Source organism: Poseidonocella sp. HB161398, from assembly GCF_005870025.1.
Lineage (GTDB): Bacteria > Pseudomonadota > Alphaproteobacteria > Rhodobacterales > Rhodobacteraceae > Mangrovicoccus.
The window spans coordinates 68,979-82,147 of record NZ_VATA01000023.1; the positions used below are offsets into that span (position 1 = coordinate 68,979).

15 protein-coding genes are annotated in these 13,169 nt (G+C 69.2%); 7 read left to right on the forward strand and 8 right to left on the reverse strand.

Translation table 11 applies throughout. The features are described from left to right. Nucleotides 1-10: 10 nt before the first annotated feature. From FGX59_RS18535 to rsxA, 7 genes are read right to left on the reverse strand one after another with little or no spacing between them, the layout of a single operon-like run. On the reverse strand, nucleotides 11-274 hold the full coding sequence (locus FGX59_RS18535; protein WP_138468619.1) for an RnfH family protein: 264 nt from the start codon (nucleotides 272-274) through the stop codon (nucleotides 11-13). Then, entirely contained in the window at nucleotides 271-996 is a 726-nt protein-coding gene (locus tag FGX59_RS18540) for an electron transport complex subunit E (RefSeq protein WP_171060708.1), read from the reverse strand. Before FGX59_RS18540 ends, FGX59_RS18535 begins: the two co-directional genes overlap by 4 nt. Then, entirely contained in the window at nucleotides 996-1,631 is a 636-nt protein-coding gene (rsxG, locus tag FGX59_RS18545) for an electron transport complex subunit RsxG (protein ID WP_138468621.1), read from the reverse strand. The genes FGX59_RS18540 and rsxG overlap by 1 nt, the downstream gene beginning before the upstream one ends. Further along, nucleotides 1,628-2,710 carry an RnfABCDGE type electron transport complex subunit D gene (locus tag FGX59_RS18550; RefSeq protein WP_138468622.1) on the reverse strand — a complete coding sequence of 361 codons (1,083 nt, stop codon included), beginning with the start codon at nucleotides 2,708-2,710 and terminating at the stop codon, nucleotides 1,628-1,630. The genes rsxG and FGX59_RS18550 overlap by 4 nt, the downstream gene beginning before the upstream one ends. After that, the gene (rsxC, locus tag FGX59_RS18555) at nucleotides 2,707-4,326 is read right to left on the reverse strand and encodes an electron transport complex subunit RsxC (RefSeq protein WP_138468623.1); all 1,620 of its coding nucleotides are present in this window, start codon (nucleotides 4,324-4,326) and stop codon (nucleotides 2,707-2,709) included. Before rsxC ends, FGX59_RS18550 begins: the two co-directional genes overlap by 4 nt. Nucleotides 4,327-4,336: 10 nt before the next feature. Then, nucleotides 4,337-4,888, reverse strand: a complete 552-nt coding sequence (locus FGX59_RS18560; RefSeq protein WP_138468624.1) for an RnfABCDGE type electron transport complex subunit B — start codon at nucleotides 4,886-4,888, stop codon at nucleotides 4,337-4,339. A gap of 10 nt (nucleotides 4,889-4,898) precedes the next feature. Continuing rightward, complete coding sequence (rsxA, locus tag FGX59_RS18565; protein WP_138468625.1) at nucleotides 4,899-5,480, reverse strand: electron transport complex subunit RsxA; 582 nt, start codon at nucleotides 5,478-5,480, stop codon at nucleotides 4,899-4,901. A gap of 289 nt (nucleotides 5,481-5,769) precedes the next feature. Here rsxA and FGX59_RS18570 point away from each other — a divergent pair, with 289 nt between their 5' ends. The 7 genes from FGX59_RS18570 (at nucleotide 5,770) to FGX59_RS18600 (ending at nucleotide 12,370) form a co-directional block, all read left to right on the forward strand. Beyond that, nucleotides 5,770-7,047, forward strand: coding sequence for an FprA family A-type flavoprotein (locus FGX59_RS18570; RefSeq protein WP_138468626.1), 1,278 nt, complete (start codon nucleotides 5,770-5,772; stop codon nucleotides 7,045-7,047). Nucleotides 7,048-7,065: 18 nt separating this feature from the next. After that, entirely contained in the window at nucleotides 7,066-7,353 is a 288-nt protein-coding gene (locus tag FGX59_RS18575; protein ID WP_138468627.1) for a 2Fe-2S iron-sulfur cluster-binding protein, read from the forward strand. Nucleotides 7,354-7,624: 271 nt separating this feature from the next. Next, nucleotides 7,625-8,566 (forward strand): ketopantoate reductase family protein, encoded by a 942-nt coding sequence (locus tag FGX59_RS18580; protein WP_138468628.1) that lies wholly within the window; start codon nucleotides 7,625-7,627, stop codon nucleotides 8,564-8,566. Between the two features lie 13 nt (nucleotides 8,567-8,579). After that, nucleotides 8,580-9,335 (forward strand): class II aldolase/adducin family protein, encoded by a 756-nt coding sequence (locus FGX59_RS18585; protein ID WP_138468629.1) that lies wholly within the window; start codon nucleotides 8,580-8,582, stop codon nucleotides 9,333-9,335. A gap of 186 nt (nucleotides 9,336-9,521) precedes the next feature. Next, a complete protein-coding gene (locus tag FGX59_RS18590; RefSeq protein WP_240722554.1) occupies nucleotides 9,522-10,535 on the forward strand; it encodes a TRAP transporter substrate-binding protein in 1,014 nt (337 codons plus the stop codon). After that, complete coding sequence (locus tag FGX59_RS18595) at nucleotides 10,532-11,068, forward strand: TRAP transporter small permease (protein ID WP_240722556.1); 537 nt, start codon at nucleotides 10,532-10,534, stop codon at nucleotides 11,066-11,068. Before FGX59_RS18590 ends, FGX59_RS18595 begins: the two co-directional genes overlap by 4 nt. 3 nt (nucleotides 11,069-11,071) lie before the next feature. Then, nucleotides 11,072-12,370 (forward strand): TRAP transporter large permease, encoded by a 1,299-nt coding sequence (locus FGX59_RS18600; RefSeq protein WP_138468630.1) that lies wholly within the window; start codon nucleotides 11,072-11,074, stop codon nucleotides 12,368-12,370. A 311-nt stretch (nucleotides 12,371-12,681) separates the two neighbouring features. On the opposite strand, the gene FGX59_RS18605 is transcribed toward FGX59_RS18600, so the two are convergent. Beyond that, nucleotides 12,682-12,963: a hypothetical protein gene (locus tag FGX59_RS18605; RefSeq protein ID WP_138468631.1), complete on the reverse strand. Its 282-nt coding sequence runs from the start codon at nucleotides 12,961-12,963 to the stop codon at nucleotides 12,682-12,684. Between the last annotated feature and the right edge of the window lie 206 nt (nucleotides 12,964-13,169).

Consider the following 13,169-nt stretch of genomic DNA (forward strand, 5'->3'; position numbering starts at 1 on the left):
CGCCGCAGGGCTACTTGGCGTCCTTGCGGTCGAGCAGCTCGGCCTCGGGATGGATCGGCCGGTAGATCTCCACCCGGTCGCCCTCCTTCACCGGCTTGTCGAGCTTGGCGACCGCGCCGAAGATGCCGACCTTGTTGACCTCCAGGTCGATCTCCGGGAACTGCGCCAGGAGCCCCGAGCGCTCGATCACCTCGCGCACCGTGGCGCCCTCGGGCACCTCGATCTTCATCCAGACCTGGGCCGACTGCTTGGCAAAGGCGACGCCGACATTCATGCCTCTTCTCCCCTGGTGTCGGGCTTAAGCACGCCCGCGGCGGTGAAAACCTTCTCGATCCGGGCGTCGAGCGGATCGCCCGCGCGGTCCTCGGCGCGCTTGTCGAGGATCGATTTCAGCGCCAGCAGGAAGCCCAGCATGATGAACCCCCCGGGCGGCAGGATCAGGATCAGGAAGCCGCCGTAATCCGGGATCAGCGTCATCTCGAGGAAGCCGAAGGCATCCCCGAGCAGCACGTCGGCATTGGCGAAGAGCGTGCCCGAGCCGAGGATCTCGCGCGCCGCGCCCAGCACGACCAGCGCCGCAGTGAAGCCCAGCCCCATCATCAGCCCGTCATGGGCCGATTGCAGCGCGCCGCGGCGCGAGGCGAAGGCCTCGGCGCGGCCGAGGATCGCGCAATTGGTGACGATCAGCGGGATGAAGAGCCCCAGCACCTTGTGCAGGTCATGCACCCAGGCATTCAGCGCCATGTCGACCACCGTCACGATGCAGGCGATGATCAGCACGAAGGCGGGGATGCGGATCTCGGGCGTAATCGCGCCGCGCAGGAGCGACACGGCCAGCCCCGACATGACCAGCACCGCCAGCGTCGCCAGCCCCATGCCGAGCCCGTTCGTCGCCGTCCCGGTCACCGCCAGCAGCGGGCAGAGCGCCAGTAGCTGGCCGAAGACGATATTGTTGTCCCAGAGCCCGTTGCGGGCGATCTGTCCGTAGACCGACATCAGCTGGCCTCCTTCGGGGTCAGGATTTCATCGCGATGGGCGGCGAAGAACTCGAGCCCGCCCTTCACGGCCGCAACGACCGCGCGCGGGGTGATGGTGGCGCCCGAGAACTGGTCGAAGACCCCGCCGTCGCGCTTGACCTTCCAGTCCTCGGGCGCCGGATCGCCAAGCGAACGGCCGTCGAAGCCGAGGATCCAGTCGTCCTTGGCGGTCTCGATCTTGTCGCCCAGCCCGGGCGTCTCGGCATGGGCGAGCACCCGCACGCCGAGGATCGCGCCCTCGGGGTCGAGCCCGATCAGCACCTTGATCGCGCCGCCATAGCCGTAGCCCACCCGCTCGAAGGCGGCGGCGGTGACCTTTCCGTCCCGGGTCGCCTGGTAGACCGTGACCGGCGCCGCGCCGTCCATGACCTCGATCCGGTCCGAGGCCAGGTCGTTGTCGTGCAGCCCGTCCGGGATCACCTGCACCAGCGAGGCATTCAGATCCTCGGTGGCGCGGTCCGCGATCGGGCCGCGGGCCAGCTCGTCGGAGATCGCCAGCACCAGCGCGGTGAAGAGCGCGAAGAGCGCCAGCAGCACACCATGGGCGGCCGGGGCCTCGCGGAAGGCCGAGAGCCTCGCGGAGAGCGCGTTCATGCCTTGTCCCCCTTGATCGCAAGCGGCTTGCCCCTGCGGTCGCGGCCGAAGATGCGCGGACGGATATAGGTGTCGAGAAGCGGCGTGCAGGCGTTCATCAGGAGGACCGCGAAGGCGGCGCCCTCGGGGAAGCTGCCGAAGGTGCGGATCAGCACGATCAGCACGCCGATCGCCGCGCCGTAGATCAGCTGCCCCGTCAGGGTCAGCGGCGAGGTGACGTAGTCGGTGGCGATGAAGAACGCGCAGAGCATCATCGCGCCCGAGCCCAGATGCCAGGCCGGGGACGGGAAATGCGCGGGATCGGCCAGCCAGAGCGCGCCCGAGAGCGCCGCCGCCCCGCCCAGCACCGAGACCGGGATGTGCCAGGTGACGACCCGCGCCAGGATCAGCAGGATCCCCCCCGCCAGCAGCAGTACCGCCGAGGTCTCGCCCAGCGATCCGGCGACATGGCCGATGAAGAGGTCATGCAGGCTGAATGTCTGCGGCAGGATCGTCTCCAGCGTCGCGCCGCCGTCGAGCTGCGCGGTGACGAAGCCCAGCGTCGAGGCGCCGGTATAGGCGTCGATTTGCGGCGCGGCGCCGAAGGTGATCGCCAGCGCCTCGTGGAAGCCCGGCGCCCCGGCCGTGCCCGGCGGCTCGGGCAGGACCCAGGTGGTCATCTGCACCGGCAGCGCGATCAGCAGCATCGCGCGGGCGACCATGGCCGGGTTGAACAGGTTCTGCCCCAGACCCCCGAAGACCTGCTTGCCGATGACGATGGCGATGAAGCTGCCCGCGACGCCGACCCACCAGGGCGCCCAGGGCGGCAGGGTCATGGCCAGAAGCCAGCCGGTCAGCACCGCCGAGCCGTCGAAGAGGAACCGCTCCAGCGGGCGCCGCGCCAGGAGGAGGCAGGCCGCCTCGAACCCGGCCGCGCTCGCCACGGTCACTGCGAAAAGCAGCACCGCGGGCCAGCCGAACTGGTAGAATCCCATGCCCGTCGCGGGCAGCAGGCAGATCATCACCATGACCATCGTGCTGCCGACGGTCAGGCGCGAATGGGCATGGGGCCCCGAGACGATGGCGTGTCCGGCAGTCATTCCGCAGCCTCCTTCGATCCCGCAGGCCCGTCCCGCTCCGGCGGAACAGCCGGAGCCTCCCCGGCCGGGCCCGGTTCCGCCGCTGCCGCCGCCGCGGCGGCCTCGGCCTCCTTGCGCTTCTTCTCCTCGGCGGCCTTCTTCTTGGCCGCCTGCATCGCCTTGTGCTTCTCCATCGCCGCGCGCTTGGCCGCCGCGACGGCCTCCTCGCGCGCGGTGCGGGCCTCGGCCAGGCGCTTGGTCTCCTCCTGCTGGTGCTTCTGGCTCTGCTGCGCCGCAAGCTTGCCCTTGGCGTAGTTGAAGCTCTGCACCAGCGGGATGTTCGACGGGCAGACATAGGAGCAGGATCCGCAGGCGACGCAATCCATCAGCCCGATATCGACCGCGCCTTCCAGATCCTCGGCGCCGATCCGCGCCTGCAGCTCCAGCGGCGTCAGCCCGCAGGGACAGACGGTGACGCAGCCCGCGCAGCGGATGCAGGGCATCGACTGCTCCGGCCGGGTTTCCGAGCGCTCGAGCGCCAGCACCCCGTTCGTGCCCTTGATCACCGGAACCCGCACCGAGCGGATCGGCATCCCCATCATCGGCCCGCCCAGCAGCAGCCGGTCCGGCTCGCCCTTCAGCCCGCCGCAGAAATCGAGGATCTCCGAGACCGGCGTGCCGATCATCACCTCGAGGTTCTTCGGCTCGGCCACGCCGCGTCCCGAGACCGTCAGGAAGCGGCTGACCAGCGGCTCGCCATAGCGCACCGCCTTGTGGACCGCATGCGCCGTCGCCGCGTTATGGACGATCACGCCCAGCTCCGCGGTCAGCGCCCGGGCCGGCGTCTCGAGCCCGAGGACCGTGCGCACCAGGTGCTTCTCCGAGCCCATCGGATAGAGCGTCGGCACCGCCACCACGCTGGCCTCGGGGGCGGCCGCGAAGATGTAGCGGCGCATCTCGGCGATCGCCTTGGGCTTGTTCGCCTCGATTGCGACGATCACCCGGCCGACGCCGAGCGCCCTGGCCATCATCGCGATCCCGTCGACCACTTCCTCGCCGCGCTCGCGCAAGAGCCGGTCGTCGCAGGTCAGGTAGGGCTCGCATTCGGCGGCATTGATGACCAGCGTGTGCAGGTCGTATTTCCGCCCCAGCCCCAGCTTGACCGCCGAGGGGAAGGTGGCGCCGCCCATGCCGACGATCCCCGCCTCGAGCACCCGCTCGGCGATCTCGTCGGGCGTCGCCTCCTCGGGGCGCAGCCGCTTCAGGCGGGGCCCCCATTCGTCCCTGCCGTCCGGGCGGATGGTGACGGTCATCACCGGCAGGCCGCTCGGATGCGGCGCGGCGAACATGCCCACCGCCAGAACGCGACCCGAGGTCGGCGCATGGACATTGGCCGAAACCGGCCCGCGCGCCTGGCCGATCAGCTGGCCCTTCAGCACGCGGTCGTCGCGCTTGACTAGCGGCTCGGCCTGGGCGCCGATATGCTGCTGCAGCGGCACGCGCAGGATCGAGGGCACCGGCATCTTCTCGACCGGGCGTTCCGCGGTCAGGTACTTGCGGGTCTCGGGATGGATGCCGCCTTTGATGGCGAAGACGCCGGTGGAGCGTTTCAGGGCGTCGAGAGAGAAGAGCTTCATGTCCTGTTCCTCACGCTGCCGGATCATAGGCGTCGGGTTTCGGCCAGTGCCAGTTGCGCAAACTGCGGGGCTTGCCGCGCAGGATGATCGCCTCGGTCGGGCAGACCTCCACGCAGGCCTCGCAGCCGATGCAGGCATCGTTGACCACCGTGTGGATCTGCTTGGCCGCGCCGATGATCGCGTCGGTCGGGCAGCGCTTGAAGCACTTGGTGCAGCCGGTGCAGTGGTCCTCGAAGATGAAGGCGACCACCGGCTCCTGCTCGACGAAGCCGCCGGCATCCGCGCCGCCGCCGCAATCGACGCCCATGATGCCGGCCAGCTTCATCGCGGTCTCGCGCCCGCCCGGCGGGCAGAGCGTCACCGGCGCCGTGCCCCCGGCCACGGCCTCGGCGGCGCCGCGGCAGCCGGGAAACGAGCACTGGCCGCAATTGGTGCCCGGCAGGGCTTCTTCGATTTCGTCGACGATCGGCGGGGTTTCGACATGGAACTTCCGCGCGGCGACGCCGAGCACGACCCCGAGGCCGAGGCCGAGAGCGGACATGGAGGCGATGGCTGCGATCATGGATGCGTCCTCAATTGGCGACGAGGCCGGCGAAGCCCATGAAGGCCATGGACAGGAGGCCGGCAGTGATGAAGGCGATGGGCGGGCCCTGGAACGGCCCGGGGATGGCGGTGCGGGCCATGCGCTCGCGCATGCCGGCGAAGATCACCATGACCAGCGTGAATCCCGCCGCCGAGCCGAAGCCGTAAAGCAGCGACTGGGCGAAATCGTGCTCTTCCTGGATGTTCAGCAGCGCCACCCCCAGCACCGCGCAGTTGGTGGTGATCAGCGGCAGGTAGATGCCCAGCCCGCGATAGAGCCCGGGGCTGACCTTGCGGATGACGATCTCGGTGAACTGCACGATGGCGGCGATCACCAGGATGAAGGAAAGGATGCGCAGGAATTCCAGCCCGAGCGGCCGCAGGAGCAGCGTCTCCACCACCCAGGAGGAGGCCGCGGCCAGGGTCAGCACGAAGGTCGTCGCCAGCCCCATGCCGATCGCGGCGTCGAGCTTGCGCGAGACGCCCATGAACGGGCAGAGCCCGAGGAATTTCACCAGGACGACATTGTTCACGAGGGCAGTGCCCAGGAGGATCATCAGATAGTCTTCCATCGGCTCTCCAGTGGTGGCGGGGCGCGGTCTGGGGCTATCCAAGCACGGGACGTGCCATCTCCCGCGCCGGGCCGCCACGCGCGGACTCCCTCTCCCCTGGCGGGGGAGAGGGCCGGGGCGAGGGGGCGCCAGCGACAGCGCGAGGGGCGCCCGGGACGGGGCGCTGTCGGATTTCCGACATTTTGTCAGCCGCACGGACCCGCAGCCCGCCCGGACCCCGCCGGGCCGGAGATGGCACGGCGCATGCTCGGTCCTCCGAAAGCCCCGCAGCCGCCAGGGAGTCCCGCCCGTGCCATCCGCGATCACGCTTGCCCGCCCCGGACCCGGCTCGCCCGTCGAGCTGGCGCCGGGCGTCCACTGGACCGGCGCGCTCGATCCCGGACTGCGGGTCTTCGACGTGATCCTGCGCACCGCCAACGGCACCACCTACAACGCCTATACCGTCCGCGGCAGCGCAGGCGTGGCGGTGATCGACACGGTCAAGGCCGAGTTCGCAGGCGCCTTCTTCGAGCGGCTCGAGCAGGTGGCGCGCTACGAGGAGATCACCGCGCTGGTGCTGAACCATCTCGAGCCGGACCATACCGGCGCCGTGGCCGAGCTCCTGCGCCGCGCGCCGCAGGCCCGCATCCATGTCGCCCCGCGCGGGCTCGACATGCTGCGCGCGCTGCTGAAGGACGAGTTTGCCGATTACGAAGTGGTCCGCGTGCGCACCGGCGACACGGTCTCGCTCGGCGACCGCAGCCTGCGCTTCCTGACCACGCCCTATGTCCACTGGCCCGAGACGCAATGCACCTATCTCGAGGAGGAGGGGCTGCTCTTCACCTGCGACCTGATGGGCTGCCATTTCTGCGACGAGCGGCTCTTCAACGACGCGGTGGGCGATTTCCGCTTCTCGTTCGAATACTATTTCGACCATATCATGCGGCCCTTCCGCCGCCATGTCTCCGATGCGCTCGACCTGATCGAGCCCCTCGAGATCGCGATGATCGCCCCCGCCCACGGCCCGGTGCTGCGCAGCCACCCGCGCGAGTACATCACCCATTACCGCCGCCTCGTGACCAAGCGGCTGGCCTCGGAAGTCGCGCAGAAGACCCTGCTGATCTTCTATGTCAGCGCCTATGGCGCCACCTCGCAGATGGCCGCCGCGGTGGCCGAGGGCGCGGCGGAGAATGCCGATGTGCGGGTCTCGCTCTTCGATCTGGCGGTGGGCGAGGTCGCCCCCTTCGTCGATCTCGTGGAGGAGGCCGACGGCATCGTGCTCGGCACGCCGACGATCAACGGCGATGCGGTCAAGACGGTCTGGGACCTGCTGGCCTCCTTCGTCGATATCGAGACCAAGGGAAAGCTCGGCGGCGCCTTCGGCAGCTACGGCTGGACCGGCGAGGCCGTCGCCATGGTCGAGAGCCGCCTGCAGGGGCTGAAGATGCGCGTCCCGGTGAAGGGGCTGCGCATCAAGCTCCACCCGACCGAACCCGAGCTCGAGGACTGCCGCGGCTTCGGCCGCCAGCTCTCGGCCCATCTCACCGGAACCGCGGAGCCGCGCGAGATCGATTTCGCCTCCCTCTGACCCTGAAAGGAGCCTGCCATGGCCACTGCAAAGCTGACCTTCTCCGACGTGGCGCTGACCGTGAACGTGCCCTCGGGCACGCGCATCATCGAGATCTCCGAGAAAGTCGGGGCCGGCATCACCTATGGCTGCCGCGAGGGCGAATGCGGCACCTGCCTGACCAGGATCGAGTCCGGCGCCGAGAACCTGACCGAGCCCTCGGTCCTGGAGCAGCGCGTCCTGAAGGAGAACATGGCCGCCCGCGACGAGCGCCTCGCCTGCCAGTGCCAGGTGCTCGGCGGCGAGATCAAGGTCCGGCCCGCCTGAGATCCCTCACCGTCAGGAGGGTGTCCGCCTGCCCCGCGTCCGGTCCCGGCGCGGGGCTTTTTTCTGCCTGCACGGCCCTGTCTCCCGGTCCGGCCGGGATGATTTGCATCTACATTAATCTTTAGGCGGCAGGCTTCGGGCACTGCCCGCGCCTTCACCGCCGCGCCCGGCCGCGCCGGCTTTTTCCGCCGCCGCACGGCAAATAATCGTGGACAGGACCGGTTCCAGCCGGAATACATGAATAATCACGTTAATACGGGAGCGCACAGACATGACCCCGCCTCGCATCGCCATCATCGGCGCCGGTGCCATCGGTTCGGTCCTGGCCGCGCGGCTCTGCGGGGCCGGGCTCGACGTGACGCTCGTCGCCCGCGGCGCGCGCCTGGACGAGATCGCCCGCGACGGCATCCGCCTGGCCGACCTCACGGGGGCGCATCATGCCCGCCCGGCCGTGGCCACCGCGCTGCAGGAACCGGCCGACGCGCTGTTCCTCTGCGTCAAGGCGGCCGCGCTGGAACCGGCGATCCGCCAGAACCTGGCCGGGATCGGGCCGCAGACGCGGGTGATCCCGCTGGTCAACGGCATCCCCTGGTGGTTCTTCGACGATCTCGGCCATGCCGTCGAGGCGGTCGATCCCGGCGGCAGGCTCCTTTCCATGGTGCCCTTCGAGCAGATCGTCGGCGCGGTCACGATGATGACGGCCTCCTTCGGCGATGGCGGGCTGGTCTCGACCATTCCCCACCAGCTGGCGCTCGGGCCGACGGTGCCCGACGGGCCGCGGCCGGTCGACCTGGCCGATGCGCTCGACGCGGCGGGCATTGCCGTCGACCGCGCCGACTATGTCCGCCCGCTGGTCTGGCAGAAGCTCGGGCTGAACCTGGCGACCAATCCGCTCTCGGCGCTGACCGGCGAGACGCTGGCCGAGATCGCCGCCAATCCCGCCAGCCTCGCCCGCGCCACCGCGCTTGCGCAGGAGCTGGAGGCGCTTGCCGCGGCCTGGGGCGCGCGAGTGGATGTCTCGGACGGGCTCGGCGCAAAGCTGGCCCGGGCGGGCGATTTCCGCACCTCCATGCTGCAGGACGCCGAGGCCGGGCGGCCGCTGGAGCTGGCGCCGATCGTCCATGCGCCGCTGGAACTGGCCGCCGCGCGCAGTATCCCCATGCCCGAAACCCGGCGCCTGCTGGCGGATCTGACCGCCCGCCGCGCCGCCTGATCCGGAGACCGACATGACCCTCCAGACCCCCGAGCTGGCGCAGGCGAAGACCGAGGCGGAGCTGCGCGTGCAGCTTGCCGATTTCTACCATCTGGTCAGCTATCTCGGCTGGACGGAGCTGATCTTCAACCACATCTCGGTGCGCGTCCCGGGCGAGGGCCATGCCTATCTGGTGAATCCGTTCGGGCTGCATTACGACGAGGTCACGCCCGAGAACCTCCTCAAGGTCGGCGTCGACGGCCGCAAGATCGAGGACAGCCCCTTTGACGCGAACCCCGCGGGCTTCGCGCTGCATGGCGTGATCCACGAGCACCGCGCCGATGTCGGCTGCGTCGCCCATACCCACACCACCCCGATCAGCGCCATCACGCTGAAGGAGGGCGGGTTCGAGCATGACAGCTTCTACGGCGCGCAGCTCTTCGGCCGGGTCGGCTACCACGCCTTCGAGGGCATCACCCTCTATGACGAGGAACGGGCGCGGATGCTGGCCTCGCTCGGCGACAGGCACGTGCTGGTGCTGCGCAACCACGGCATCGCAGTCTGCGAGGCGGATATCCCGCGCACCTTCATGCTGCTCTGGACAGTGCAGCGCGCCGCCGAGATCCAGTGCGCCGCCAATGGCCTGCCCGGCGCGAACACGCCGCTGCCCGCCGAGATCAAGGAGAAATGCGCCAATGATGCCAAGCGGCTGGTCGATGGCGCGCGCTTCGCCGAGCTGCTCTTCGACGCGATGGTGCGCAAGATGAAGCGGGACCGCGGCGCGGCCTGAGTCGTCCGGGCGGGCTTCGCGGCCCGCCCTTTTTGCAGGCGAGATGCCCCGCTGGAAGCATCTGCCCGCAAATCCGGCAAGGCCAGGCACAAGGGCCGCCGGGATACGGATGCGGCGCCGCGGGAAAAGGCCGAAGGGTCGACCGTCGGCGCCAGACGACAGATTCAATTCAACAGGGAAACATCCATGACCATGACCCGGCTGGCCCCCGCGGCCCTCGCCCTCGCCTTTGCCCTTCCCGCCCAGGCGGAAGTGAAGCTGACCGTCGCCAACTGGCTGCCGCCCTCCCATCCGCTGGTCTCCGAGGTGATCGTGCCGATGACCGAGCAGATCAGCGAGGCCACCGGCGGCAATGTCGCGCCGATGATCCTGCCCGCCCCGCTGGGCCCGCCGCCGGCGCATTTCGACTTTGCGGTCAACGGCGTCGCCGACATCACCTTCGGCGTGCAGGGCTATTCGCCGGGCCGGTTCAAGACCACCAACCTGGCCGAGCTGCCCTTCCTCGGCGACAGCGCCGAGGCCATGTCGGTCGCCTACTGGCGCACCTGGGACGCGATGCTGAAGGACGCGGGCGAATACGACCAAGTCAAGGTGCTGGCGGTCTTCACCCATGGCCCGGGCGAGATCTTCATCCGCGAGGGCGACGTGGCCGATCCGGACGTGCTGACCGGGACCAAGCTGCGCGTCGGCGGCGGCATCGTCCACGAGGTCGCCACCACGCTGGGCGCCGTGCCGGTCGAGGGCCCCTCCTCCAAGGCCTACGAGCTGCTGAGCCAGGGCGTCGCCGACGGCATCCTCTTCCCCTATGAATCCGTCAACTTCTTCGGCCTGATCCCGCAGCTGAAGGAAGGCATCTCGGTGCCAGGCGGGCTCTACAACACCTCCTTCTACATTGTCATGAACAAGGCGAAATGGGACAGCCTGAGCGCCGAGGACCAGGCCGCGATCGACGGCGTGACCGGCGAGGCGCTGGCGCGCATGGCCGGGCAGATGTGGGATCGCGCCGATGCCAAGGGGCTGGAGGCGATGGAGGGCAAGCTGGCCGTGACCCCCGCCACCGACGCGCAGATCGACGCCTGGACGGCGGCGCTGCAGCCGGTGGTCGACGCCAAGCTGGCCGAACTGGCCGAGACCGGCGTCGATGCCGATGCCGCGCTGGCGATGTTCCGCGACGAGATCGCAAAGGCCGAAGCCGAATGACGCAGAGCCCCGCCGATCCGATGGCGCGGGGGCCCGGGGCGGCGATGTCCCCCGGGCCGGGCCATGCGCTCTGGCCCCGGCGCCTGCTGGCGGGGCTCTGCGGCGCGATCCTGCTGGCGATGATGGGGCTGACGGTGGTCGACGTGCTCGGCCGCTACCTCTTCAACCATCCGCTCAACGGCGCCACGGAACTGACCGAGCTGCTCCTGGTCTCGGTCATCTTCCTCGGCCTGCCGGCGGTCTGCCTCGATGACGAGCAGGTCACGGTCGACCTCCTGGTCTCGGCCTTCCCGGACTGGGTCCAGCCCTGGCGCAAGGCGGCCCTGGCGCTGGTCTCGGCGACCGTGCTGGGGGTGGTGGCCTGGCGGCTCTGGCTGCACGGCGCGCAGATCGCGGGCTACAATTCCGTGACCAACTCGCTGCGCATCCCGGTGGCGCCCTTCGCCTACGGCACGGCGGTCTGCACCGCCGCCTCGGTGCCCGTGACCCTCTATGTCGCCATCCGCGACCTCGCGCGCAGCCTCAGGACCTGATCGATGGACTTCCTCGCCTCCTGGCCCGTCGGCATGGGCGTCTTCTTCGCGGCGGTGCTCCTGGGCATGCCGATCGCCTTCGCGCTGACCGCCATCGGCGTCCTCGGCACGGCGGCGGTCATCGGCTGGACGCCCGCGCTGTCGCTCTTGTCGACGACCTTCTTCGAGCAGGGCCGCGCCTATAACCTGTCGGTGCTGCCGCTCTTCCTGATGATGGGGAATTTCGTCGTCCAGTCGGGCATCGCGCGCGATCTCTACGACGCGGCCCATGCCTGGCTGCGCCACCGCAAGGGCGGGCTCGCCATGGCGACGGTGATCGCCTGCGGCGGCTTCTCCTCGGTCTGCGGCTCCTCGATGGCGACGGCGGCCACCATGTCGAAGATCGCCCTGCCCTCGATGCGCCGCTTCGGCTATCCCGACGACCTCTCGACCGCCTCGATCGCCGCGGGCGGTACGCTGGGCATCCTGATCCCGCCCTCGGTGATCCTGGTCTTCTACGGGATCATGACCCAGCAGGATATCGGCAAGCTCTTCCTGGCGGGCATCATTCCCGGGATCATCGGCGTGCTGGGCTATGCCGCCGCCGTCGCCATCTCGGTGAAGATGCGCGGCATCGCGCTGGCCACCGAGCCGAAGCTGCCGCTGGCCGGGCGGCTCCGCGCGCTGCGCGGCACGGCCGGGGCGCTGGTGCTCTTCGTCTTCGTGATGGGCGGCATCTACCTGGGCGTCTTCACCCCGACCGAGAGCGCGGGGATGGGCGCGGCCGGCGCGCTGCTGCTGACGCTCCTGTCGGGCAAGTTCACGCTGGCGGGCATGGTCGCGACCCTCTTCGACACGGCGAAGACCACGGCGATGATGTTCTTCATCCTCTTCGGCGCGCTGACCTTCACCAACTACGTCAACCTCTCGGGGATGACGGCGGACATGCAGGCGCTGGTGACGGTCTTCGGCTCCGGGCCGGTGCCGGTGATCCTGACGATCCTGGCGATCTACCTGGTGCTGGGCTGCGTGCTCGAGGGGCTGTCGATGATCATGCTGACTGTGCCGATCTTCTATCCGGTGGTGGCGGCGCAGGGCTTCGACCTGATCTGGTTCGGCGTCTTCGTCGTGGTCATCACCGAGATCAGCTACATCACCCCGCCGGTCGGGATGAACGCCTTCGTGCTGCGCTCGGTGGTCAAGGACGTGGAGCTGAAGACGATCTTCCGCGGGCTCGGCCCTTTCGTCGCGATGGACGTGCTGCGCGTCGCGCTGCTCATCGCGGTGCCGGGGATCGTGCTGCTGCTGCCCTCGCAGATGTAGGCCGGTTGCTGCCGCCCTCCGGGGCGGCAGACCTGCATCCATTGCATGGCCAAATCGCGCCAGCCGCAGGCTGCGCCTGTGCAGGTTCCAAGATGGGCATGCCGGAAAAAAAAGAAGCGCGGCGGCCCAGGGAGGAGGAGGGGCCACCGCGCAATTCCAAGGCTCAGGGAGGAGGAGGAGCCAATGGAAACTCTTTCGCACGTCGCCGTGCGGTGAGAGAGATATGCGATTGCAGGTGCAGAATCGCAAGAGGTCCTTCGGAAAATCTGCCTTGCGCCTGACGCATGGCTTGCCGGGCCAAGCGCGGTGGGTCAGATGCGCTCCAGCTCCGCGCGCTCGCGGTCGAGCATGAGGTTGATCGCCTCGGGGCTGAAGGGCTTCATCAGGCTCGGCCCGACCGAGAGGTCGCGCGCCCGCGCCATCAGGCTGGCGGTCAGCACATGGGCGCCGTTCAGCGCCGTGGCAAAGCGCAGCCGCATCGGCCGCCGCAGCGCCGCGATCGCCGCCAGCGCACCCTCGCATTCGGGATGGATCAGGTCGGCGTCGATCAGCAGCAGCACCGGTTCGTCCCCGTCGCGGAGCGCCAGCGCCATGGACCCGCTATCGGCGAAGACCCGGCAGGCCCAGCCATGCGAGTCGCCGAAGGCGGCGAGAACCTCGGCAATGCCGGCATCCGGCTCGATTATGATCAGGCTGGGGCGGCTCGCGGCGTGCTGCGATGCTGCGGCGCACGCAGTGCTGTTCCCGGAAGCGACTGGTCTCAAATCCATTATACCGAACTGTCTAATCGGGTGTTTCC